Origin of the sequence: Parageobacillus thermantarcticus, from assembly GCF_900111865.1 — a bacterium.
GTDB lineage: Bacteria > Bacillota > Bacilli > Bacillales > Anoxybacillaceae > Parageobacillus > Parageobacillus thermantarcticus.
Genome location: NZ_FOJS01000030.1, coordinates 1 through 21,441, shown reverse-complemented (window position 1 = coordinate 21,441; position 21,441 = coordinate 1). Strand labels below are relative to the sequence as shown.

Below are 21,441 nucleotides of genomic sequence, written 5' to 3'. Positions count from 1 at the left end.
ACAATATTTTGTTTTTATATCCAACCACAGATTTTCGTTGGCTGGGGGATGTTTCTGCCAAACGCTGCGCGGCAGGAGGAACAAGAATGCCATTGTCGAAAGAATAAAGTGTTTTTTGGAAAGCAACAGGAATATGCATTGGATGATGGCATATTGGTCGATTGAATCGTATGGAAGTGTAGGGTTTTTCATGAAACGAGGGGGAAGGATATGAGCACGATTACCACATTTGACAGTACGGTCGAAAGTTTGCTTGATTTGCTTGAAAGCATTCAGGAATGTCGAACACAGCTTCCTGATTTTCAGAGAGGCTGGGTTTGGGATGACGAGCGGATTCGGAATTTGTTGATCAGTGTTTCTCTCTCTTATCCGATCGGTGCGGTGATGATGCTCCAGACGGGAAATCCGAATGTCCGTTTTGCCTCAAGGCCGATCGAAGGGGTCGATAACGTGAACCAAGTGGAACCGGAACGGCTGATTCTTGACGGTCAACAGCGGCTGACGGCGTTGTTTCAATCATTGAAATTGAAAACGCCTGTAGCGACAAGAGACAAGAGAGACAAGGCAATCAAACGGTTCTACTATATTGACATTGACAAAATGTTAGATCCGAACGTCGACCGAGAAGAGACGATCGTCAGTGTTCCGGAAGACCGGATCATTCGCGGACCGGGAGGGAGGGTTGTTCTTGATTGTTCTGACTTGGAGAAAGAATGCGAAGCGGGAATGCTTCCGGTGAATTTGCTTTTCGATCCTGCGGGGTTGTTGGCGTGGCAGACGCGCTATTTTTCGGATTCAACGAAAATTGCGGAACGGTCATTGAAGTGGCAAAAGTTGATGACGGACGTATTTCCCCGTTTTCAGCAATATCAAGTGCCTGTTATTATGCTTCGGAAGCCGACTCCGAAAGAGGCGGTTTGCCAAGTTTTTGAGAATGTAAACACGGGGGGCGTCTCTCTGACCGTCTTCGAGCTTCTTACCGCCACATTTGCGGCGGAAGATTTCAAGCTGAGGGATGATTGGGAAGAGAAGGAAGCAAAATTAAAGAGATCTGGAGAAATTTACAACAAAGTGTTGGCCGATATCAGCAACACCGACTTCCTGCAGGCAGTTGCGTTGTTGGCCACGTACAATCGACGAAAAGCGGGGGATGGTGTGGCGGTCAGCTGCAAGCGGCGCGACATCTTGCAGTTGACGTTGGCGGATTACCAAAGATGGGCGGATCGGGTGACGGAAGGGTTTATTCAGGCGGCTCAATTTTTGCATGAGCAACATGTGTTTTCCGCGCGCGACTTGCCGTACGGCACCCAGTTGATCCCGCTGGCGGCCATTTTTGTCGAGCTGGGAAAAGAGGCGCACAATGTTTGTGTCCGTGACCGAATCGCCCGTTGGTATTGGTGCGGTGTATTGGGTGAATTGTATGGAGGAGCGACGGAGACGCGGATTGCCCGTGACGTGGTGGAAGTCGTCGAATGGATTCGCGGCGGTGCGGAGCCGACGACGGTGTGGGATGCCCATTTCGCCGCTGATCGCCTCTTCACGCTGCGCACGCGAAACAGCGCCGCTTATAAAGGGTTGCACGCATTGCTCATGAGGGAAGGGGCGTGGGATTTCTTATCTGGGGTGCCGATCGATATTCAGACGTATTACGGCGAATCGATTGATATTCACCATATTTTCCCTCGTGACTATTGCGAAAAACGGGGGATTGAGAAAGCGAAGTACGATTGCATTATGAATAAAACCCCATTGTCCTATAAAACGAATCGGATGATTGGCGTGATGCTCCAAGTGTATATTTGAAGAAACTAGAGGAGAGGAAAGGCGTTTCGGCAGCGGTGTTGGATGACATCCTGCAAACGCATGTCATTGATGTGGCATCGATAAGAGCGGATGATTTTGACCAGTTTTTTGAAAAAAGAAGGCTGGCTCTGCTTGCGATGATCGAGCGGGTGATGGGTAAGAAAGTGGAGTGAGCGGGACGGGAGGATGTTGTAGGGGAGAGGTTTTGGTTTATATTTCAAGTTTCAAGGAAAAGGAACAAATGCCTTGGAACGACGTATTCGCAGGGAGATCAAAGGGGGAAAACTTGGTGGAAAAACAGGAACAGATACATTGGCTGCTGGACAGCAGACAAATGGAAATAGAATATTTATGAATTGGAAAAACTGGCGGTGCAACTGGCCGATATGCGAAGTTCGTTTGGATCGGAAGCTGTGCAGGGGTAGGGGGACGGAAAAAGGCACTTGTTATCGTTGGGGAGAGGGCATGAACCAACGGCTGTTTGCGGAGGAAATGTGGAAGTCGTTGCTGGATAAGCTGTACGAAGGAAAAATGGTATCGACGTTCAAAGGGAAGGAAGCGTTTCGCGTTGTTTCGTTTTCCGATGAGGGGGTTATTGTGCGATTGAGTTCGAAGGAGAAGGATGTGTTTCTAAGCAAGAAGGCGATGGTCAATGTGATTGAGAAGCTCATCGCCCATGAAGATGGCGTGCGGAAAAAAATGGTGGACCCGGAATTCCGTCTAAAGTTAGGGCTGTTTTTGCTTTACCCGTGGACGGAGAAAGTGGTGCGCCAGGAGGAGGGGAAACGCCGTCCGTATTTGTTGTTAACGGATGAAGCCCGTCAGCGATTGGCAAGCGGCGAGTAGAGGGATTGACACACTGGGAAGTGCGCTCGCTTTGGCGGCCAAAGGCCAAGGGAAAAGTCCGACTGTTGCTTGTTCCACACGCCAAGAGCCATAGGGAAAAGACCAGTGATAAGAGCCGCACGGTTGCGGCTCTTTGGCGCTATTGGATCGGCGGCTGATCGTTGTCCATTTCCTTCGCTAGGTCGGCGACTTCGGCGACGGTCAGTCCGGTTCGTTTGGCGATCTCGTGAATGGGAAGAACATCAAGCAAATTTTTGGCGATTTCGATGGCCTTCCGTTTTTCCGTTTGCTTGATCGCCTGCTCCTTTTCTTGCATGACTCTTTGCACTGCTTGTTCTTTTTCTTGTATCGCTCTTTGCACTGCTTGTTCTTTTTCCTGCATCACTTTCTTCAACATTTCTTCTCTTTCTTGTTCAAGTTCTTCGACTAACAGGCGAAACACTTTGTTCATTTTGATCCACTCCTTTACTTTTTCGGCGTATGACCGGTCGATGAATTTGTCTGTGGCGGTCAGAACGCCAGCGATGATGTGCAGCTGTTTCGGTTCGTCGCCGATCGCTTTCGCCAGCTCGATCGTTTTTTCGATCATCGTTTGCCGGTCGAAGCGGGTGTGCATGAGCGGCACGAGGATGAGTTTCATCGTTTCTTCCGGAGTGAGCGGTTCGCCGTTGTGGACTTTTTCTTCAATGGCATGGAAAATCGCATCGCCGTTGAATTCGCCAAGCAACACCGCTTTGGATGAAAGAAACACATCGCCGGCGTCAAGCTGTTCGCGGGCGGTCGTGACATCGCTTGTGTAGATCACAACGATGCGAATCGGGCGTATTCGTTTTTCCTGTTGATAGTATGTGTGAAGGATGCGGCAGGCATAATCAAGATACTTTAAATGGTTGTCGAGAAATCGTTCATTGCTTTCGTACTCCAGAAGCAAAATGGAATCGTCTTCGAGAAGAAACACGGTGTCGGCGCGCCGTTCATCCGCCCGTACAGACGGAAATTCGTTTGGAAGCAGTGCTTTGATCCGTGGGAGTCCGTGAAGTCCGTATACATCGAGGGCTTGGTTTTGGTACAATGCGCTCAGCGACTTGAACAAAATGTCTTTGGCGTGATGCGAGATCCCGCCTGGCATCGTCTTCACTCCATTCGCTTTTGACCTAATTATACTACTTGCCCGATCGATTGTCAGCTGCCATCGTGAGCGGAAACACGGTGTTCGTTCGGTGGGAGTGAATGACATCTTCTTGAAAAATAAAACGGGTTGTGACTCAGAACAGACGGATGAATGACGCTGTTTTGCCCTCACGGCCGGATAAACACTTCCGTTCCGTTCGGAACGATGGAGGCGAGTTCGAGCACGTCTTTGTTGTGCATGCGGATGCAGCCTTTGGATACGTATTTGCCGATCGAGGACGGGTCGTTCGTGCCGTGAATGCCATAATGGATTTTGGATAAGCTGAGCCACATGGCGCCGAACGGACCGCCCGGGTTTGGCTGGCGGTTGACGATGACAAAATCGCCGACAGGCGTGGCGGTGACCATTTTGCCGACGCCGATCGGATACGTGCGGATCGTTCGTCCCCGGTGTTTTAACGTCAGCTGGCGGCGGCTGATCGAGATGTGGATCGTGTAGGGAATCGATCCTTTCGGCGGAAGGTGGGGGATGACGATCTCCTGCCCGGGAAAGATGACGGACGCGGCGGTCAACCCATTGGCGCGAAGGAGCGCCTCAACAGATGTACGGTAGTCGCGGGCGATGGAGGCGATCGTTTCCCCACGTTTGACGATATGTGCGTACATGGCAGTTCGCTCCTTTTTTCGCTGGATGGAGAAAATAGCTCCGATTGATGATACATTAGTGTATGAGAAGATTCGAATAAGGTTGCTCAAATGGGAAGAGAGTCTCATGTGCATGGCATGCGGCCGCCAATGCCGTATGAACGCGCTGTGCGTTAGTCTATACTTGACAGGGAGCGTTGCCTAACGGGTGTTTCTTGTCAAAACGTGTAGGTGAAAAAGGAGGATGGCGCGAATGAGAACGTTTGTCCTAAAACCGGAAGGACAGAAGGTTGATTATGAGCTGTATGCCGAGCTCTCCCCTGTCCCGCTTGAGATCATTGACGGCGATCTCTTTTTTACGAAAGAGGAGCGGGAAAACTTGCTTAAGCTGTTGATATACAATGTCGGCATGAATCGGACGCTTGAGATCATCGAGGAATGGAAGGAGCGGTGAAAGCGGCGCCCGGTCGATATCGGGGCCGCATCGATGTTGGGGGTTACGGGCGGTAAGGGAACAAAATGTTCTTTTCCCCTTTTTCTTTGGCGACGAAGACGTCTTGATGGATTTCGAACACGCCAAAAGCGCTATGGAACGTCTGAATGACGCGGACGCGATACACGTCGTGAAGCGGTTTGTTCTCATCAGACATCGACCATGACGACAGTTTTTCCACCTCATCGATGCGGTAGTCGAACGTCTCGACGCCGAAGTCTTGCATAAAGACGTGGGCGCGGCGCTGGATGTAGACGTCTTTTGGGAATTTCTTTTTCATAAGCGGGTGAAACAGCTCCCAAGAGCTGCCAAAATCCCCTGCCTGCTCGTAGCGGTAAAACGTGTCAACGATTTCCTTTGCCTCGTTCCGTTCGTTCGAAAGAAACAGAGACAAGATCGCCACCAACACGGCGACGGCAGTGAGAACCGCCACCCCAGTCCTGGCTCGGATCGTCTTTTGGCGGTAGCGTGGGAACATGGGTCTCCTCTCCTCTCTGTTATACCATATGCACGATGGGCGGCGGATATGGGCAGGGAAAGGGCGGAAGCGCCGTGGCATGTGTCACAGGATAGACATACGGCCGCATTTTTTAGTCAAAAAATTCATCAGAGTGTAGTAAAATGGATGGCAGAAGTTGTTGGAAATGATGCACTAGCGTGAGAAACGGTGGTTTGTCCTATTTGGAGGCGGGTGAAAAGGCGGAGCGTTTAGGGCTCCGTTTTTCCTTTGCCGTTCCGCTGAAAACAGAGATGCAGGAGAGGTAGAGAGCGATGCGGAAATCATTTATTTATTTGGTTTGATCAGTCTTGCCAAACAAGGAAAATATGACCACAAGGCTATCAGTATTCCAAAATATCTTAAAAAAGATGGCTTTCATTCACTGATCATTGGCCAGATTCGTATAGACGGCAACAAATTCACGATACCGTATTCTCGCCTATTTAAAAAGACTCACAAGCCTATCACGATAACGATTCCGCCTGTGTTACTGGACAAAAAGATTAAGCAGATTGAAATCATTCCTAAGCATCATGCCAGGTTCTTTGAGATTCAGTACAAACATGAAATGCCTGAACTAATTAATGCTGATGTCAATGGCGCATTAAACATCTTAAAGAAAAGTAAAGCTGTAGACCTGAGTGTCTTATGCTCTAGCGGCGAAGTGGACACGCCTCAAAGAATAAGGATTGCTTGAAGCAGTCAAACTTCTTTGGAAGCCCCCACTTCAAATTTTCGCTAGAAAATTAAGTGTGGGTAGTTCACTTTTGGTGATCGAAGGGGAGCAGGCATTTTTCATCGAATTAAAAGGGTCTGATCTCGTGGAAGCGGTGCGGCAAATCATGCGGACAGTTGAACAATTAGGCAAGAAGTTGTCTGGATACCGGTTTGAAGGACGAATTATCATGACGCGAGTGAGAACACCTAATGTAAAATCGACCGATAGGATCAAGCTGGAAAAAATGTTGAGGAGAACGGGCGGTTCGTTAGCGGTGAAAGTGAACTGGGACGAGGTAGAGGTGTAAAGGAAAGTAGGGAAACGGACCTGTGTTCCAAACAAAGAAAATTGATATTCCAGCGGAACGGGATGACGGCATCCGCATTCTCGTCGACCGCCTTTGGCCGCGGTGTCAAAGGTCGAAGCGTGCCGTGACCGCTGGTGAAAGAGACTGCCCTCCAGTAATGGTTTGGCCATCGGCCGGAGCGGTTTGCCGAGTTTGCGAGAACGTATGAACAGGAGGACTGATACGACGAAGCAAGCGCTCGTTACGGAGCTGCTTTCGCTTTCCGGAACGGTGATGTTGCTTTATGCCGCCAAAGACGAGCAGCATAACCATGCCGTTGTTCTTAGGGAGTTTTTGCGCAACATCGCTAAGGAGGGGTTCGGATGATTCGCGCCATGGTCGGCGATCTGACCAAAGTGGAAGGAGTCGAGTACATTTGCAATGCCGCCAACGGCATCGGGCCGATGGGCGGCGGGGTGGCAGCGGCGATCCGTCGGGCGGGGGGACGTGTGATCGAGGAGGAAGCGATCCGCGTCTGTCAAGCGCAAGACCCTAAGCCCGGCGATTTGTACGTGACAGGGGCAGGCTCGTTGCCGTTTCGGGGTGTGATTCATCTTGTGACGATGAAACAGCCTGCAGGGGCGACGTTGTATGAGATCGTCCGGTCGTGTCTTGAGCGGCTTGTCGCGCACTGTCGGGAGCACGGGATCAAGAAGGTGGCGCTGCCAGCGCTAGGGACAGGCGTCGGAAGGCTTGACAAAGAAAACGTGGCGCAGTTGTTTGTCGAGGTGTTGGGTCCGGTCGAGGATGTGGAGTTTGTGGTGGTGGATATTGATCAAGCATTCATCCGTTTTGTCCAACAGCGCCAATAAAGGGAGAAAAAGGGCCTTGACTTCGTCTTGGCCCTGCTTTTTTGGCAATGAATAACGTGTTTCCTTCTTTCTCATATCATATTATAATAAGAACACACGAATGAATGAGTTTCATTGACTTTCTCATCCGGCCGACAGGAGGTGGCATCATCGTTGATGTCCGAATGACGAAGCCGGTGTGAAAGGGAGTGGGGTTTCCTGTTCGAACCGCGATCAGGAAGAACAGCCAAAAATGCCAATGCGGGCGTTTTTGGCGCCATCCGGAGGGATGAATCATGTTATTCTCATTGCCAACATTAAAGACATGTCAAGTGTTAGTGGATGAATTTCGTTCGGCCCCACAGCCGTTTGAGCCGGAAAAACTCCGCTTTGCGGGTGTTGGGGACCGAGACGTTTATAATATTTCCGCACCGTTTGTGGATGAAGGAGAATGGGTGATCGCTGGGCGCGTCGAGGCGCGCGACAGCGAGCAGTCGGAAGTGTACTTTTTCGTCGAGCGTGACGGCGTTTGGGTTCCTCGTGAAGGGGCGCCGGTGTTCGCCTTGCAAGACCCGTTCGTGTCGCGCATTCACGGTCAGCTTGTGTTTGGCGGCGTGGAGACGTTTCCGCATCCGGTGTTTGTTGGCGAGCATAGCTGGCGGACGGTCTTTTACCGTGGACCGAACATTCGCCGCTTAGAAAAGTTCGCCGAAGGGCCGGATGGGATGAAAGACATTCGCCTCGTCGAGTTGAAAGATGGCTCGATCGGCGTGTTTACCCGACCGCAAGGGGAAAAAGGCGGCCGCGGGAAAATCGGTTTCACCCGCATTTTCTCGCTCGATGAGTTGACGCCGGACGTGATCGAGGCAGCGCCGATTCTTGATGCCCAATTTACGGATGAAGAATGGGGCGGCGTGAACGAGGCGCATTTGCTTGCAAACGGGCTTGTTGGGGCGCTCGGCCATATCGCTTGCTTTGACGAGCAAGGCAACCGCCATTACTACCCGATGGTGTTCGTGTTGAATCCCGAGACGATGGAGCGTTCGGAGCTGGAATTGCTTGCGCTTCGCTCCCACTTTTTAGACGGGCCGGCGAAACGGCCGGATTTGGCGAACGTTGTCTTCAGCGGCGGGCTCATCCGCAAAGGCGACGGCACCGCCGAGCTGTACGCCGGCGTCGGCGATGCGGAAGCGCAAAAAATTTCGCTCATCGACCCGTTTGCGAAATACGAAGCGCAAGAGCTCGATCGGATGTATGCTTCCGTTTAGCGAAAGGATCGGTGCGACAGACCTTCTCTATGAATGGGGAAGGTTGGCGGCCGGTCCTTTTTCACATTTGGCCGGCTATGTTTCTTGCCTTGTGCGAAGGGCTTCGGTTTGACATAAACGTGACTTGTTCGGTGACGGTGTATGTGCTCAATAAGGAACGGCTGTATGAGCAGGCGGATGTTCAAGTGAAAACGGGAACGGTTCGCTCCGTGTATTTTCCGGGGCTTGCAATCGACATGCCCGAATTGTTTCGTTGACAAGGTGCTGAGAGGATGGCTTGAAAGCGAACAGCGTGGGATCAATCCCACGCTGTTTCCGTGAAAATGCGCGTGCCTTGATGATTCATGTTCATGCCCGGGTGAAGGGCAAAACGTTGCCCATGAGATGTTTCGATGAACACACGTGCCTGGATGATCCTTTTCATGGCTGGACAAAGAGCAACACTTGTTGATGAAGTTTTTCTGTGTCCAACAGGATGTTCATCGCCTGCGTGATGTCCTTTACGGTTGTTTTTGCCGCTTTTCCCGCTCCTTCATTTTCTCTTCCATCCGCTTCAGCAGTTTTTCCCACGGGTTTTCCGCCGTTTTTTTCTTGCGCTTTCGTTTTTCTTCCGCCATGCTCAAGCGCCTCCTTTCGCTGCGGCCGATAAGGCGAGCAAGTCGCGCAGTTCGTCATCGGACAGTTCGGTGATCCATGCCTCGCCTTCGGTGATGATGTCGGCGAGCGCTTGTTTTTGTTCGAGCATCTCGTCGATTTTTTCTTCGATTGTCCCGACGGTGATCAATTTATGGACGTGGACGAATTTCGTCTGTCCGATGCGGTAGGCGCGGTCGGTCGCCTGGTTTTCCACCGCCGGGTTCCACCAACGGTCGAAATGGATGACGTGGTTGGCCGCTGTTAAGTTGAGCCCGGTGCCGCCTGCTTTGAGCGACAAAAGGAAAATCGGCGCTTTTTTCGCTTGGAACTCATCCACCATCCGGTCGCGCGTTTGTTTTGGGACGCCTCCGTGCAAAAACAACACCGGCTCATCAAACAAGTCGGAAAGCAGCTGTTGGATCATCTCGCCCATTCGCACATATTGCGTGAAGATGAGGCACGATTCGTCGTTGGCGCGAATTTGCTCGATCAGTTCGATGAGCTTTTGGAGTTTGTGCGACCGTTCGACGAGCTGGCGGGGTCGGCGTTCTTTCAAATACAGCGCCGGATGGTCGCAAATTTGCTTAACACCGTTTAGCATTTGCAAAATCAAGCCGCGCCGCGCAAACGGACTGGCTTCCTTTGCCCGTTCGAGTGTGTCGTTGACGAGCTGCTCGTACAAGGCAGCCTGTTCGGCCGTGAGCGGGCAATATTCTTTTTGTTCAAGCTTATCCGGCAAGTTGAGCGCAACCGCTTCATCCGTTTTCGTCCGCCGCAAGAGAAATGGGCGGATGAGCGTCTGCAGCGCCGCTTTTTTGCGGGCATCGCCTTCTTTTTCAATCGGCCCGGCAAAGCGCCGCTCAAACTCCGCACGGCTGCTGAGATAGCCGGGGTTGAGGAAGTGGAAGATGCTCCAAAGTTCGCCGAGACGGTTTTCAACCGGCGTGCCGGATAAGGCGATTTTATGTTTTCCGCTCAAGCGGCGGATGGCGCGCGCTTGTTTCGTTTGCGCGTTTTTAATGTTTTGCGCTTCATCAAGGCAAATCGCATGCCAATGAATCTGTTTTAAATCGTCTTGGTCCAAATGAGCAAGGTTGTAAGACGTAATGACGAGATTGGCCTCGCCTGCCGTTTGCACGAACGCATCGTTTTTCGCCCGGTTCGGTCCATGGTACACGTAGACGCGCAAGTCTGGGGTGAAGCGGGCGCATTCCTTTTGCCAGTTGCCGATCACGCTGGTCGAGCAGATGAGCAAGGCCGGCGTGTCCGGCCGCTCCATTTCTTTTACATAGGTCAAATAGGCGAGCAGTTGCACCGTTTTGCCAAGCCCCATGTCATCGGCCAAGCAGGCGCCAAAGCCGAATCGGCGCAAAAAGACGAGCCAGTCGACGCCGCGCTGCTGATACGGGCGGAGCGTGCCGTGAAAAGACGGCGGCACATTCGCTTTCGGCAATCCATCAAGCTGCTGGAGCTGGCGGATAAACGACCGGAATTGGTCGTGGACGTCAATGTGGATCGGGATCGATTCGTCCGCTGCCTCTTCGCGCTCCTCTGCTTCCGAAAGCAGCGTTTGCGCCACGATGTCGTGGATCGGCACGCCTTCTTTTTTCGCCTTTTCCATGAGCGCCTGTGCGCGGCGGACAAGGGCGGGATCGAGAATGAGCCATTGGCCGCGCAGGCGGATGAGGCGCCGCTTTTGTTCCGCCAAAGCGGCAAACTCCTCTTCTGTCAGCTCAATCCCGTTGGTCGCCACCCTCCAGTCAAAGTCCGCGAGGCGCTCAAGGCCGAATAATGATTCCGCGTTGACGGAAGGCGACAGCTTCGCTTTGATCGACAGCTGCGCCTGGCGGATATCGTGCCACCAGTCGGGAAGCAGCAGGCGCACGCCCACTTCCGTCAGCTTTAAGCTGTCTTCGGACAAAAAGCGCCACGCTTGTTCGTCAGACAGTTCATGAAGCAAAGACTCATTTTCATCGCCAAGCCACGGCACGATCACATGAATGCGGCGGATGGCCCGGGAGACCGATGATTCATATGGGCGCCAAGCGCGCGGAATGTCGCTTGCGGGTGCGATGACGCTGTCGTCGACGGCGATTAGCACCGCTTCAAGCGTCCATACGTCGCCTTCCTCGGACGGCTCGACAAGGCGCAGTCCGACGACAAACGGCGGCCGGTCGCCGAGCCATCCGATTTGTTCGAGCCAGTCGTCTTCCGTTCCGGTCCATTGGCCGCTGGGGGAGGCGATCAATGGATAAGTGCGAACGATTTCGCCCCAAATGCCGCGAAGTTCCGGGTCGCGTGAGAGCCAGTCGGCGACCGCAAGCGACCGCCATGTGGCGACGAACGGATCGGGATCGTCATCCGCGCCGCGCCAGCGGGTGCGTCCTGCTTCGCTCCATGCGCCGCCTGTGCTTTTCCACAAGGAAGCATCTGGAAGGAAGCGGCGTTCGCGCAAACCGTTCCAAATGTGCTTCGCCCACTCTTCCAATCGGGCGGTGAACTCGTCTGCCCATTCAATGGCGGAAAAGCGCGAGGGCGGACGCAAAGCGAACAGGGTGAGCGCCTGCCACGGCGAAAGCCGCACGATCCCGTTTTCACCGTCATGGTCGATATCGAGCAAGGTGCCGTAAAACGTCTCTTCGTGCCAAGCGAACAAAGTCGACGCCCATGACGAGACAGGCGTGGAGCTTGAGAGTTCGAAGCATTGATCTTCTTCGTCCCACTTGCACGAAAGCCGAATCGTCTGCAACACGTTCATGAGAGCAATTTTCCTTTCTTCAATTCTTCATGAAACGCGCGCATGCGCGCCGTTTTGGCGAGCAGTTGCTCGAGATAGGCTTCCCATTGGTCGAGCCGCTTCATCGAACGGTAGTGGGTTCGCAGCGTTTTCAAATGGCGGACCGCCCTTTGGTAGCTCGCCCGGTTTTTTTCTTCCAGCCGCCTCATCACGGCCCGATGATATAACGGCATCACGAGTTCTGGATTGCGCGCTTGCAATGTTTTAAGCAGCTGTGGATGCAATTCATCGGCGGTGATGTTCGCCCATAAAAACAGGTCAACGACTTCTCGGTATCGCCCTTGTCGATACAAAAAGTTGGTATAATAGTTGACGCTGTATGGAAGGCTGTGCTGCAAAAAATCTTCCCATGCATCCGGTCGGTTTCGTTGGCGGGCATACATTTCAAACAAATGAACCGCTTCGTCCAAAAAACTTCCCCGGGCGAGGTCGGACATGTGGGAAAGATAAAGCGGCCAATCGTCCTTCGCTTTTTCCCAAACGGATTCAAACCGCTTGACGAGGCCGTTGGTGATGAATCGCCCGATCCATTCAATCAAAAACAAGCCTGCCTGATGGGGAAACGCGCGGTACAGAGCCATGGCTTCGTCATCTTCGCCAAGCAAAAAGGAAAGATGGGCCGCCGCCATGGCGGCGCGGGACTTGCCGTATTCATTGGCGAGCCGAAGCAATTCCATTCGTTCTTCCTGCCGCCATGCTGGCTTGGTGAACAACAACTCCCACGCGGTTGTGTAAAAGTCATAGCCGAATGACGATAGCAACCCGTCCAAAAACAATACATCACGAACATACGGAATCGTCTGTTCAATCAACGCGTTGAGCGATCGCGGCGGTGATTTGGCAGAGAATTGCTCCAAGGCGTCAAAGGCACGGTCGGCGATGTAGTTGACGTCCTGCTGCCAGGAAAACTGTCCGTAAGAGGCGAATCCGCCTTCATTCCAACCTTGCGCCTCCCCGTACTGCCGAAGCTTCTCCAATAAAAATAGAGCGGCATGAAGCTCCCGCAGCGGACGGGCGCCGGCTTGCTACCCTTCGTTTTTGCCCAGCTTCGGGAGGAGTTGGAAGGCCAAACGGTACGGCCAGTTTTGGCCGTTTTGATGGCGCGAGAAAAAGTCTTGATACTGTTTCTCAAATTGGTCCCACCAATCTTCGACGGTTTCATTTTGAGTGATGGAAAGGGCGGTCGGTTTCCCCACCCTTTTTTGAGCGAGCGGCTCCCGTTCAAGGGGAGCGGTTGTCTCTTTCCGCAACGCTTCGATTTGCCCTTTTTTCCAAAGGCGAAACAGCTCACCGCTGTCGAACACATTGCCGTATACGTAAAAAAACAGCGCCAAAATATGCGGACATAGCCCGTCCGTCCCGCATGGGCAGCGATGGCGGCGGGTGATGTTGGCCAAATCAAGCATGACATCATGGGGGGTGATGTCGGAAACGACCCCTTCCACTTCGTGGCTGTTGATCACCATGACGTTATAGACCAACCCGTTTCTTGACAAGTCGCGCCCTTTTTGAATGAGATTGTGGAAAATAGGAAACGGCAATTCTTTCAGCAATTCCCCAGCCGCCTGCTTCAAAAGCGGCTTGGAAACGGTTGTTTGCAACATGTCGGTCCGTCCTTTCCGTTCCATTCCTTATCATCTAATTATAGCATGTGATAGCGTGTCGAAAAAAGAGGGGCTATGTGATAAAACGCGTCTGTTCTCGAGCGGGCATGAAAGGACATCGCGAGCTTTTGAACGTGTACGCGTTTTGATAGAAAGAAAGCTGGTGATGGTTGAACGTCTATCGATGATGGTATAATAGGAATAGAAAAAGTCCAAATGGAAAAGAAAGCAGGTGCATCGAATATGGCGGAAACGCCGCGGAACGCGTTATGCCCGTGCGGAAGCGGGAAAAAGTACAAGCATTGTTGCGGAAAAAAAGAGGCGGTTTCGATTTCGTCATTGATTGACCGCGAGTTGATCGAATGCATGAATGATATGCGTCAGTTTGTTTTACAGCGGTATGAGAGGGAGGCGGAAGAGCTTTTAGACCAGTTCCCGCTTGATGAGATGCCGGAGGAACTCGAGCTTGGCGTGCAGATCATGGCGGTGAACTGGATGTTGTTTTGTTGGCCGCTTGATGAAACAGGACAAACGATCTTTTCTGCTTACCGGAAAAGCCGTCATTGGGAGCGGTGGCGCCCGTCCGTTCAGGCTCACATCGAGAGGTGGGAAGGAGCCGTTCCGTCGCTTGGCGAGTTCATCGGCTATGAGGACGACAATCGCCCCGTTGTCCGGGATTTGTTGACGAGAGGGGAAAAGATCGTTCATTTATTGGCTTCCCATCAATGGCCGAGCGTGATCGAAACAGGAGATGTGGTGTTCGGCTTCCTTGTGCCGTACCAAGACGTGTTCACGTGTTTCACAGCGGTGTTTCCGCTCCCGGCGTCAGGGAAAGATCGATTGCTTCGGGCGATTCAACAAGAAGGGGAGTGGAGCGGTCAGCCATCGGCTTTATGGATGCGCGATCGGTTCGTCGCTGTGCTTTCCGATGTGCTCTTGGAGTGGCTTTGGCAGTTCGCCAAACAGTTCAAATGGGATGATCCGAAACAAGCGGCCGTCATTCGCGAGCTCGATGAAAACGAGCCGGAGGCGCCAGCGGCGCTGCTCAATCAAGCGTTCGCCATATGGGCGATCTATTGCGGAAAAACATCCCGCCTCCCTTATTCGGTCCCCGTCTACGCGGCGGCGCTCCGCTATGTGGCTGGGCATTTGATGAAGGCGGAAGGATCGGAGGTGGAAGACATCGCCGATCGGTATGACGTGATGCCAGAAGATGTGCGATCGGCGGCGTTGGATTTTTTCCTGATGGCTGTTGATGATGAAGACGACGAGGAATGGCTCGATGACTGGGAGGAAGACTGGTTCGAAGAGGAAGGGGATGAGCTTGATGCGCGCATCAATGAATGGATCGATGACATCGATCTGATGTTGATGCGTGAAGGATGGGACGAGAAGCGAGTCAACCGTCATATTGACCGCGCCATCCGTTCGTGGCGGAATGAGGGCCTGCTTGAGGAAGTGAATGAAAAAGAATTGCGTAAAGAACTCCGCGATGTAGCGTGGGAGATCTTCACCGATCGGGGATTCATCTAGAAGCTGGCAGAAAAACGGGCGCTGCGCGCAAGTCAGCGGCATTTCGTCAGAAAGGAAAGCCGGTTCCACAAGGGCTCTCTCATTCAACCATCATTGGGCTCAACCCAAGCCCTCTATAAGTATAAACAGGGAATGGAATGCGTTCCATTCGTGAAACTCCAAAAAAAGCGGCGGGGAACGATCGGTTTTGACCGAATCCATAATGGATTGGGAAAAATGGCTTTGTGCGCGATTCCGACAGTTTTTAATATCTTGGTCGCCGTTTTGGAAAGGAATGATTAGAAGGGAGGATTTTGAATGGCAATCGGCCGAAATGACCCGTGCCCGTGCGGAAGCGGGAAAAAGTATAAGAAGTGCTGCATGAACAAACAGCAGGAGCGTGAAATCAAGCGGGTGCGGCAGCGCCGCTTTTTTGACCAAAAATATGAGCTGTCGCAAATGGTGCAGCGGTTTTTGGATGAATCGCTGTCTTATGATGAACGCGAAGCGGTCAACCGTACATTTCGCCGAATGATCGAACAAAAGGATCATCGTGAAGAGTTGAAGGTGTTTGAGACGCTTTGGCGTTTTTTCCTCCATCGTTATCCGAATGGATTGCGCGGCGTTGAATGGTTTCAACAGGAAAAAGGGCGTCGTCTGTCTCCGGAGCTCAAGGAAATGTTGGACCGCTGGGTTCGACTTGTGCCGCGCCTTGTGCAATTTGTCGATTTGCATGATGAAGGAGGAGTGGCGGTCGACCGGTTGACGGGCGAGAAACTTCTCATGCCGTATTGCGAGACATTGGAGGTTGTGCGCCCTTGGGGCGGCATGTTTGCCTTTTTGGAGCCCTTTGACGGCGGCTATTACGTTTGCGGTGTATCATCGATTGTGGATCCGAAGGGCGTGGAACGGGCGGAAGAGAACATTCGCGTCTTGTTGACGCAAACCGATTGGCCGTATGAAAAGGTAGCCGTTGAACATTTTCTCGATATCGTTGATGCAGGCTATCCTCCGAGGGCGGACGATGTGCAAGAGGAGCGCACGCGATGGACGTATGAATACGAATGCCAGGAAGCCGCTGAGGCGATGAGGAAGCTTGCTTCGATCGGACGCGCTCACATTGATCATGACGATGGGGAGAAAGTGGAAGGTTCATGGTGCACCAATGTGTACCATTATGTCGGAGTGATTTCCCCCAAGCCGATTCATGTGTTTGAATTAGGCGGGTCATTATCCGCTCATCGGTCGCGTCTCGTGTTGTCTACCGAGGAGGAAGGGACGGCCGAACAGCTCGTGTCGCTGCTGCAGGCGTTTGGGTATTCCCCAAAAGAACGAAAACGGGGGACAGAAGCCGTTTTGCGCCGAAAAGGGATCGAAAACGTTTCGCTTCATATTGATTCAGACCCAGACTCTCCCCCTTGGGTGGCAACGATGGCCGGATTGGATGTTCAAATGGAAAAAGCCCTTCACATCCCGCTTGAGAAATGGAATGGAAAAACCCCTCACGAAATGGCGCGCGAGGGGCGTGTGCAGGAAGTGGATGAGTGGCTGAAAGAGTATGAATTCCATTTGTTTAACATGCAAGAACGAGCCAATTTGCCGGTGCTCATCGGAGTGAATTCCATTCGCTCCCGTTATGGATTGCCCCCATCTCCGTTTAGCTCATCACATCGTCTTTCGGACTTATGGAAAATGAAATGGATGGGGCCGGAAAGAACCGAGACATTGTTGATCCGCGCGGAATGGGAAGGGATGTATTTTACCGATGACGCATTGGCGTTTTATAACGAAGTCATCGTGAGCGGAGAAAAAGAAGCCAAAGAGGCGTGTTGGGCCGTGGTTTTGCTCGTGTGTGAATATATGACCGGGCGGACGTTTTCATCGTGGGAGGACGTAGGAGAAGAAGACTGGAAACAATGCATCGTCGATCAAATCCCGTCAAGATGGAGTTCGTTTTCATGGGAAGTGGTGAGCCGAGCGCTCGATATGTTGCTTGAGTGGGCCGATTGGCTGGACCGCCGTTATGGAACGAATCATCGAACTGTTATTGGTGCCGTGCTGGAAGAGGTCAGAAGCGAATTGGAACATTGCTTTGCTTTGCTGGATGAATGGAGGGGCGAGAACGGAAAGGGGGATGAGGAACTGATGGCTTGGCAGCTTGCTCGTTTGTTTGGTTTGCCTATTTCCCTTTCCGTCGGTTTCTCGTTTTTCCGCGTCAAGCGTGTGGAACAGGGGAAGGCGGTGCTGGATTGGCTTGCCCATAACCGAACGGTGACATGGGACATTCCGAAGCGGGCAGAGCCGCATCTGTTGCCGGGCATGTATATCGTCGCCGCGACCGATCGCAACGGCAAGCTGGACGATCTTGCCCGCGTATATCCGCCGTCTTTCTCACCGTACGTAGAGCCGTGGCTTCAGGCGCTGCAAGAGTGGCCAGACAAGGTGGAGAAAGAACGGGCTGCGTTTCAAGAGCGCCTGCTTGCCTCGTTGTCCCGTTTGCTTCGCCGGCCGTAGGCGTCCCGATGAATGACGGGGCGCTTGTTTCTCTCGGCTCGGCCTCTATGATTCTCCATTATGCAGGCAAGCCCAATGGTAAGAGTCATTCATATTCTTAGGATTTTGGTCCATCACCATAACGTGTGCTTGAGAAGCAGGGTTTTTCTCGTTTTACCGAGAAACGGATGAGGACGCGAATGATCCAAGAATCCTACACCTTTAGGAGTGCGGAGTGTCAACCGGCATGAAAATCATGGATTGGCTGATTTCTCCTTGGAGAAGGAAATATGGCATGTTTTGAAAAAGCCAAGGGCACCTTTTGATAAAAAATGGATGCGAATCGATGTTCTCGACATGAGCGGCGGAAGTCCCAAAGTGCTTGCGATATGTGTTGCTGAAAGCAGTTCCATCACACGTTGATCGTGAATGTCTCCCCAAAGTGTTTAGCTGGCCCGAGCGTTAGCGTAGAGGGGGAGAACGTTCAATGACTATGATACAAAGAAAGTAGGTAGCTATATGGTGAAGGCATCGCGAAACAATCTTTGTCCATGCGGCAGTGGGAAAACGTACAAGCATTGTTGTGGGAAGAAAGAAGCAGTATCGATAGAATCTCTAATTGACCGTGAAGTGGCCAAATGTATGCAAGATGTGTTTTCGTTTGCGTTAGAGCGATATGAGGAAGAGCTTGCTTTCATGATGTCTGGTTCTCCATTTCAAGGGCTTCCTAACGAGCTGGAGACCAGCGCCAATTTATTGCTGACGAACTGGGCGATTTTTCACAGACACGTTGATGACAAAGGGATGACAATTTTTTCAGCCTATATGAGAAGCCGGCGCCGCACGCGGTGGCGTCCAGCAGTGCAAACTCATTTGAAGCGATGGGACGAGGCGGTTCCATCGTTTGACGAGATCATTCATATCGAGGATGAGCGGCGTTTCCTTGTACGCGATCTGTTGACCAGAAAAGAAAAGTACGTCCGTTTTTTGACGCCGGAGGAGCTTCCGTCTGCTAGGGAGGGGGACGTGTTAGTAGGATGCCTCGTTCCGCATGGGGACGAGTGGGCGTACTTCATGAAGGTGCTGCCGATTCCAAAGAGCGGGAAGGATCGGCTTGCGCGGGCGCTTCAAGCGGAATGGAATCCGGATATGAAAACGTGTGAAGTGTTTTTGCGCGAGTCGTTTCCGGAATTGCTTGAAATAGCGGTCCATGAGCTGTTGTGGCAGCTGCTGAGCGAAAAGGACTGGGGGGATCGAGATCAAGATGATGTTTTTCGCGAATTAAAGAAAAAGGAAGAAACAACCTCCTCCCTAGTGCTCAGCGAGGCTGCGTTCCTTTGGCGCGCATATTGCGAAATGGATGAACCGGTCATCAAGAATCCTGCTGTGTATGCGGCTGCACTCCGTTATTTGGCGAGTGAAATGGCTGGAAGAGAATTTGTCAATATGGAAAAGGTTGCGGAACACTACGGCGTTCCTGTAGAGGAAGTGGAAGCCGCTGTGATGGAATTGTTTTTATTTCGCACAGAGTTGCTCGATGATGGAGATGATGAGGGCGAGAATGATGATGAGTGGCTCTTTGACGATGGGGATGACGGTGATGAGATCTGGTTCGACGACGGTGGGATGGAGGATGGCGATGAGCTGGACCGTGCGATTGAGGAATGGCTTGACCAAGTTGAGGAGTTGTTTGATTGCGAGGGCTGGGACGTTGATCAAGTCCATCGCTTGATCGACAAAGCGATCCGAACATGGAAAAAGGACGGGTTGCTTGAAGGAGTCGATGCAGCTGAGTTGCGCAAGGAGCTCGAGGAGCTCGTCTGGGAGACGTTTGCCGAACGGGGATTTTTGTAAGGCGATGGACAAAGCAGGCAACAAAGGACAGATGGGTGCGAAAGAAGGTGCCCTTGAGAGATGACGGATACCTTCTTTCGCATGCGTTACAATCGGATATAGGCCAGCCGCTCGTTCGCTTCCTCGACGTCAAAGGCATCAGGGTCAAAATCTTCGCCTTTCATGTCGTACATCCAGTCTACCAGCTCGCGCAATTCGGGATCGGCAAGAGAGTCTTTTTGCGCCGCCGCTTCCAGCAGCTCCAGGTAGCCATAGACGCCGCCGCAATCCTCGGGAGGGCACGCCCGTTTTCCTTTCAGGCAAGCGGCGCGTTCCAACGGTTTTGGGAGTGTTTCAATCTTTTCAACAGTGACGGTATGGCGCCAGTAGTCGCCAAAATCGTAAATATATAGAAACTTTTGTTTTTCTTCCGTCAGCCATTGCTGTAATGGGATGCGGCGGGCGTCCATCAGTTCTTTTTCCAGCTGAAACGAATCCCAGCCGTCAGGGATGCCGATGAGAACGCTTCCGAAATCGAATTCGTATAAATGGGCTTGTTCCCATCCCATCGCTTCTTGGATGATGAGATGAAGCTCGTGAAATGTCGCATGTCCGGGAACAAGGACGCGCCGCCAAATCGGCGGGCGGATGCCGTTTAATGTGATTTTCAGCTGGTAGGCTGTTTTGGACCGCCGCCGTTTGGAGGGGGGTGCGCTCTTTGGCGCCTTAACCCATCTGCCGTGTGGACGGTCCCGCTCTGTCGGATGGAACATGGCAGACAATTCGTCGATCAGTTTAGCAAGATTGTCGGGGTTCATAGCCCTCGTCTCCTTTCGGATAAACGTTTTGTATAATAGTAGTTTATCCTGTCCATAGTAGAATTTAAACATTATTGATGGAAATATTGAAAAAAGAAAGATGGGAGAGGAGGATGACGCATGTCGATCGGCTGGAATGACCCATGCCCGTGTGGAAGTAGGAAAAAGTATAAGAAGTGCTGCATGAACAAACAGCAGAATCATGAAATCAAACGGGTGCGCCAGCGCCGCTTTTTTGGCCAAAAATATGAGCTGTCGCAAATGGTGCAGCGATTTTTGGATGAATCCACGAGTGTTGATTATCCAAAATTAGACATACGTCTTCCATAAATTTGGGCATACTCAAACAAAGCAGCGGCCATCCCGGATTTCCAATCGAGAGGAAGCTGCCCAGAGAAAAAACGGCGAACAAACGAAATGAAGGAAAGAGAGACGTTCGTCCGTTTTTTGGTTTGATCATACAGCCATCGCAGCAACACATACGCAATGAACGCCCCAAACAGCTGATTGTATACCGCATTTTCCGTCGTGCCAAACAAGGTTGGGACATTCAGATATTGCTTCACCCAACGGAAAAAGACCTCAACAGTCCAACGTTGTTGGTACATGTCGGCAATGGTTTCCGCAGACGCATGGAAGAGATTCGTCACGACCCGAATGTCGCGGCCATTCGCATCTCGAAAGATCACCACCCGGTGACGCTTGGTGGAGCGGCATTGTTTCGTCCCCAACTGGCACGTGAAGTCGGCTTGAACCGATGAAGATGTGCTGGAAAGGCGTTTCAAGCTTTTTTTCTGATGAAGTTCGATGTTGTCCTTCATCCGAATGACAAAGAGCTGATGCTGCTCCACAAATCGATCGAGGCGTTCGATTTTGAAATACGCCCGGTCTTCCACGAGCACTTGTTGAGCGTTCGTCAACTGTTCTCCCACTGGGCCATCGTGACGCAGTCCGGTCGTTTCCACCACGTCTGCCGGCAACGAGGATCCCGGCGAATACGCGACGTGCAGCTTCACTCCGGCGCGTTCGCCGTGATACGGCGCCCATGGCAGGCGGTTTTTCCCGACCGTGACGGTCGTCGAATCCACCACCCGAAGCGGTTTGGGAAACCGAAGCGAACGGCGGGTTTGGCGGTTGCACTTGGAAATGATCAACGCCAACAAGCGTTTCATGATGTCATAGGGAACTTCTTTCGCTTTCTTGGATAC

20 protein-coding genes and 2 pseudogenes are annotated in these 21,441 nt (G+C 52.1%); 15 read left to right on the top strand and 7 right to left on the bottom strand.

All coding sequences use genetic code 11. The annotated features are described in order from the left end of the window. The first annotated feature begins 210 nt into the window (after nucleotides 1-210). The 3 genes from BM278_RS13025 (at nucleotide 211) to BM278_RS13020 (ending at nucleotide 2,649) form a co-directional block, all read left to right on the top strand. Nucleotides 211-1,803, top strand: a complete 1,593-nt coding sequence (locus tag BM278_RS13025) for a GmrSD restriction endonuclease domain-containing protein (RefSeq protein WP_244151168.1) — start codon at nucleotides 211-213, stop codon at nucleotides 1,801-1,803. After that, nucleotides 1,800-1,976 carry a hypothetical protein gene (locus tag BM278_RS19305; protein WP_244151167.1) on the top strand — a complete coding sequence of 59 codons (177 nt, stop codon included), beginning with the start codon at nucleotides 1,800-1,802 and terminating at the stop codon, nucleotides 1,974-1,976. Before BM278_RS13025 ends, BM278_RS19305 begins: the two co-directional genes overlap by 4 nt. Before the next feature lie 73 nt (nucleotides 1,977-2,049). Next, complete coding sequence (locus tag BM278_RS13020) at nucleotides 2,050-2,649, top strand: hypothetical protein (protein WP_090950398.1); 600 nt, start codon at nucleotides 2,050-2,052, stop codon at nucleotides 2,647-2,649. Nucleotides 2,650-2,788: 139 nt separating this feature from the next. Here the strand turns inward: BM278_RS13020 and BM278_RS13015 are convergent, their stop codons facing one another. Then, a complete protein-coding gene (locus BM278_RS13015) occupies nucleotides 2,789-3,778 on the bottom strand; it encodes an RpnC/YadD family protein (RefSeq protein WP_090950395.1) in 990 nt (329 codons plus the stop codon). 170 nt (nucleotides 3,779-3,948) lie between these two features. After that, entirely contained in the window at nucleotides 3,949-4,446 is a 498-nt protein-coding gene (locus BM278_RS13010; RefSeq protein WP_090950393.1) for a L,D-transpeptidase family protein, read from the bottom strand. Between the two features lie 232 nt (nucleotides 4,447-4,678). On the opposite strand from BM278_RS13010, the gene BM278_RS13005 reads away from it, so the two are divergent. Beyond that, nucleotides 4,679-4,879, top strand: coding sequence for a hypothetical protein (locus BM278_RS13005; RefSeq protein WP_063167242.1), 201 nt, complete (start codon nucleotides 4,679-4,681; stop codon nucleotides 4,877-4,879). A gap of 43 nt (nucleotides 4,880-4,922) precedes the next feature. Here BM278_RS13005 and BM278_RS13000 read toward each other — a convergent pair whose 3' ends face one another. After that, nucleotides 4,923-5,396, bottom strand: a complete 474-nt coding sequence (locus tag BM278_RS13000; protein WP_011232748.1) for a hypothetical protein — start codon at nucleotides 5,394-5,396, stop codon at nucleotides 4,923-4,925. A gap of 313 nt (nucleotides 5,397-5,709) precedes the next feature. Between BM278_RS13000 and BM278_RS19300 the strand changes: the two are divergent. From BM278_RS19300 to BM278_RS12970, 7 genes and pseudogenes are all read left to right on the top strand, one after another. After that, a pseudogene (locus tag BM278_RS19300) lies at nucleotides 5,710-6,063 on the top strand (RNA-guided endonuclease TnpB family protein); the annotation flags it as partial. 121 nt (nucleotides 6,064-6,184) lie between these two features. After that, nucleotides 6,185-6,442: a hypothetical protein gene (locus BM278_RS12990; RefSeq protein ID WP_244151166.1), complete on the top strand. Its 258-nt coding sequence runs from the start codon at nucleotides 6,185-6,187 to the stop codon at nucleotides 6,440-6,442. A gap of 22 nt (nucleotides 6,443-6,464) precedes the next feature. Further along, on the top strand, nucleotides 6,465-6,650 hold the full coding sequence (locus tag BM278_RS19295; protein ID WP_143093449.1) for a DUF488 family protein, N3 subclade: 186 nt from the start codon (nucleotides 6,465-6,467) through the stop codon (nucleotides 6,648-6,650). Further along, the gene (locus BM278_RS19290) at nucleotides 6,647-6,808 is read left to right on the top strand and encodes a DUF488 family protein, N3 subclade (RefSeq protein WP_122983788.1); all 162 of its coding nucleotides are present in this window, start codon (nucleotides 6,647-6,649) and stop codon (nucleotides 6,806-6,808) included. The genes BM278_RS19295 and BM278_RS19290 overlap by 4 nt, the downstream gene beginning before the upstream one ends. Beyond that, nucleotides 6,805-7,293 carry a macro domain-containing protein gene (locus BM278_RS12980; RefSeq protein WP_090950391.1) on the top strand — a complete coding sequence of 163 codons (489 nt, stop codon included), beginning with the start codon at nucleotides 6,805-6,807 and terminating at the stop codon, nucleotides 7,291-7,293. The genes BM278_RS19290 and BM278_RS12980 overlap by 4 nt, the downstream gene beginning before the upstream one ends. A 275-nt stretch (nucleotides 7,294-7,568) precedes the next feature. Further along, nucleotides 7,569-8,540 carry an MTP-1 family protein gene (locus BM278_RS12975; protein WP_090950388.1) on the top strand — a complete coding sequence of 324 codons (972 nt, stop codon included), beginning with the start codon at nucleotides 7,569-7,571 and terminating at the stop codon, nucleotides 8,538-8,540. 29 nt (nucleotides 8,541-8,569) lie between these two features. After that, a complete protein-coding gene (locus BM278_RS12970; protein WP_090950386.1) occupies nucleotides 8,570-8,797 on the top strand; it encodes a hypothetical protein in 228 nt (75 codons plus the stop codon). 362 nt (nucleotides 8,798-9,159) lie between these two features. Here BM278_RS12970 and BM278_RS12965 read toward each other — a convergent pair whose 3' ends face one another. Further along, nucleotides 9,160-11,934 (bottom strand): DEAD/DEAH box helicase, encoded by a 2,775-nt coding sequence (locus tag BM278_RS12965; protein WP_090950381.1) that lies wholly within the window; start codon nucleotides 11,932-11,934, stop codon nucleotides 9,160-9,162. Then, nucleotides 11,931-13,577: pseudogene (locus BM278_RS12960) on the bottom strand (SWIM zinc finger family protein). The gene BM278_RS12965 and the pseudogene BM278_RS12960 overlap by 4 nt, the downstream one beginning before the upstream one ends. A gap of 216 nt (nucleotides 13,578-13,793) precedes the next feature. On the opposite strand from BM278_RS12960, the gene BM278_RS12955 reads away from it, so the two are divergent. The 3 genes from BM278_RS12955 to BM278_RS12945 all read left to right on the top strand — a co-directional run bounded on the left by BM278_RS12955 (nucleotide 13,794) and on the right by BM278_RS12945 (nucleotide 19,436). After that, nucleotides 13,794-15,110 (top strand): SEC-C domain-containing protein, encoded by a 1,317-nt coding sequence (locus tag BM278_RS12955; RefSeq protein WP_090950379.1) that lies wholly within the window; start codon nucleotides 13,794-13,796, stop codon nucleotides 15,108-15,110. Between the two features lie 297 nt (nucleotides 15,111-15,407). Next, nucleotides 15,408-17,603 carry a YecA family protein gene (locus BM278_RS12950; RefSeq protein ID WP_014195139.1) on the top strand — a complete coding sequence of 732 codons (2,196 nt, stop codon included), beginning with the start codon at nucleotides 15,408-15,410 and terminating at the stop codon, nucleotides 17,601-17,603. A 498-nt stretch (nucleotides 17,604-18,101) separates the two neighbouring features. Beyond that, nucleotides 18,102-19,436, top strand: a complete 1,335-nt coding sequence (locus tag BM278_RS12945) for an SEC-C domain-containing protein (protein WP_015865238.1) — start codon at nucleotides 18,102-18,104, stop codon at nucleotides 19,434-19,436. A gap of 86 nt (nucleotides 19,437-19,522) precedes the next feature. Here BM278_RS12945 and BM278_RS12940 read toward each other — a convergent pair whose 3' ends face one another. Continuing rightward, entirely contained in the window at nucleotides 19,523-20,233 is a 711-nt protein-coding gene (locus BM278_RS12940) for a plasmid pRiA4b ORF-3 family protein (protein WP_015865237.1), read from the bottom strand. 120 nt (nucleotides 20,234-20,353) lie between these two features. Here BM278_RS12940 and BM278_RS12935 point away from each other — a divergent pair, with 120 nt between their 5' ends. Continuing rightward, a complete protein-coding gene (locus BM278_RS12935; protein WP_089098199.1) occupies nucleotides 20,354-20,563 on the top strand; it encodes an SEC-C metal-binding domain-containing protein in 210 nt (69 codons plus the stop codon). Here BM278_RS12935 and BM278_RS12930 read toward each other — a convergent pair. After that, the coding region (locus BM278_RS12930) for an IS4 family transposase (protein WP_090950376.1) at nucleotides 20,533-21,441 on the bottom strand (909 nt) is incomplete at its 5' end. The two genes, BM278_RS12935 and BM278_RS12930, sit on opposite strands and share 31 nt — an antisense overlap.

What these genes read in the sequence shown, in the direction of transcription:
- BM278_RS12975 (WP_090950388.1), top strand. Translation starts at nt 7,569, where the DNA reads ATGTTATTCTCATTGCCAACATTAAAGACATGTCAAGTGTTAGTGGAT.
- BM278_RS12935 (WP_089098199.1), top strand. Translation starts at nt 20,354, where the DNA reads ATGTCGATCGGCTGGAATGACCCATGCCCGTGTGGAAGTAGGAAAAAG.
- BM278_RS13005 (WP_063167242.1), top strand. Translation starts at nt 4,679, where the DNA reads ATGAGAACGTTTGTCCTAAAACCGGAAGGACAGAAGGTTGATTATGAG.
- BM278_RS19290 (WP_122983788.1), top strand. Translation starts at nt 6,647, where the DNA reads ATGAACAGGAGGACTGATACGACGAAGCAAGCGCTCGTTACGGAGCTG.
- BM278_RS13025 (WP_244151168.1), top strand. Translation starts at nt 211, where the DNA reads ATGAGCACGATTACCACATTTGACAGTACGGTCGAAAGTTTGCTTGAT.
- BM278_RS12940 (WP_015865237.1), bottom strand. Translation starts at nt 20,233, where the DNA reads ATGAACCCCGACAATCTTGCTAAACTGATCGACGAATTGTCTGCCATG.
- BM278_RS12950 (WP_014195139.1), top strand. Translation starts at nt 15,408, where the DNA reads ATGGCAATCGGCCGAAATGACCCGTGCCCGTGCGGAAGCGGGAAAAAG.
- BM278_RS12965 (WP_090950381.1), bottom strand. Translation starts at nt 11,934, where the DNA reads ATGAACGTGTTGCAGACGATTCGGCTTTCGTGCAAGTGGGACGAAGAA.
- BM278_RS12970 (WP_090950386.1), top strand. Translation starts at nt 8,570, where the DNA reads ATGAATGGGGAAGGTTGGCGGCCGGTCCTTTTTCACATTTGGCCGGCT.
- BM278_RS13000 (WP_011232748.1), bottom strand. Translation starts at nt 5,396, where the DNA reads ATGTTCCCACGCTACCGCCAAAAGACGATCCGAGCCAGGACTGGGGTG.
- BM278_RS12980 (WP_090950391.1), top strand. Translation starts at nt 6,805, where the DNA reads ATGATTCGCGCCATGGTCGGCGATCTGACCAAAGTGGAAGGAGTCGAG.
- BM278_RS13010 (WP_090950393.1), bottom strand. Translation starts at nt 4,446, where the DNA reads ATGTACGCACATATCGTCAAACGTGGGGAAACGATCGCCTCCATCGCC.
- BM278_RS13015 (WP_090950395.1), bottom strand. Translation starts at nt 3,778, where the DNA reads ATGCCAGGCGGGATCTCGCATCACGCCAAAGACATTTTGTTCAAGTCG.
- BM278_RS12955 (WP_090950379.1), top strand. Translation starts at nt 13,794, where the DNA reads ATGGAAAAGAAAGCAGGTGCATCGAATATGGCGGAAACGCCGCGGAAC.
- BM278_RS12945 (WP_015865238.1), top strand. Translation starts at nt 18,102, where the DNA reads ATGGTGAAGGCATCGCGAAACAATCTTTGTCCATGCGGCAGTGGGAAA.